The organism is Atopobacter phocae ATCC BAA-285 (assembly GCF_000526675.1).
GTDB classification, from domain to species: Bacteria; Bacillota; Bacilli; order Lactobacillales; family Aerococcaceae; genus Atopobacter; species Atopobacter phocae.
Genome location: NZ_JAGN01000082.1, coordinates 1 through 1,016, shown reverse-complemented (window position 1 = coordinate 1,016; position 1,016 = coordinate 1). Strand labels below are relative to the sequence as shown.

Annotated in this window: 1 protein-coding gene; it reads right to left on the bottom strand. The window is 29.6% G+C overall.

The features are described 5' to 3' along the window. Positions 1-470: 470 nt before the first annotated feature. Positions 471-701, bottom strand: a complete 231-nt coding sequence (locus L866_RS08920; protein WP_035446513.1) for a hypothetical protein — start codon at positions 699-701, stop codon at positions 471-473. Between the last annotated feature and the right edge of the window lie 315 nt (positions 702-1,016).

The window sequence follows — 1,016 nt, the reverse complement described above, 5'->3', positions numbered from 1 at the left end:
ATCATTTGCTTATTTTATCTTTTGATCTAAAAAAAGAGGCGAAGTAACCATACGGTTACCTCACCTCGTCATCAACCCTATTTGACAAAGAGCCATCATTATGGACGACGAATGTCGGATACATGATTCTCTTATTTTTATTATTAGAGACCTTTTGTCCCAGCCTCAACTAAATATATCGTTAAAATATAATAGAAATCTGCATCACAGAATATCTCAAAACAAAATCATGATGCAGATGAATTTCTTAAAAAAGTAATTTAAATTAAGTACAAAATTTAATTTTATTCTGTTCTCTAAATACAAATGGCATTATCTATCAAGTGAGAATACTCCAGAAAAATTCATAGATAACCAGGAAGATTGCTATGTTAATTGCTACAATCATTTTCTTTTCATAGCTAAATCTTTTTTTATTAGATAGTTAACTGATGCAATTAAAGAGATTACAGCAGAAAAAATTAATGCTTTTACCATTGATTCCAAACACCTCCAATAGCTCCCGTCAGACAACAACCACCAGGTCCACCTATAACACCAACAATTATGGCTCCCCCAACACAGGAACCACCTACACTGCCCCAGTTAATTTTTCCGCCAATTACTTTTAACATTTCTTCTTGATTCAGTAATTCTTTTTTATTAAAAGTTTCTCCTAATTCCCTAATAGTCCACCAATAATATAATAGTAATAACAGCAAAACTATTAGGAGGTATCTTCTTTTTTTTATAAATTTTAACACGAATCAAACAAATTTACCAATTGATTTCGTTCAACAGATTCATGTCGACAATTGATCCAAACACTTTTTATCGAATGGTCCTATCTTCTAAAAAAAATAATAACAATGAACAATTGTTTTATCGATGGGACTAAAATTGAAGCAAATGCTAATTAATATAGTTTTGTTTTGAAAAAAAGCAGTTCAAAAATATAATGAACGTCTTAAACAGACAATATAAGTATATTATTTAGAAAAAATAGTCAAGTCCATAATCTTGTGTAAAAGTTTCTA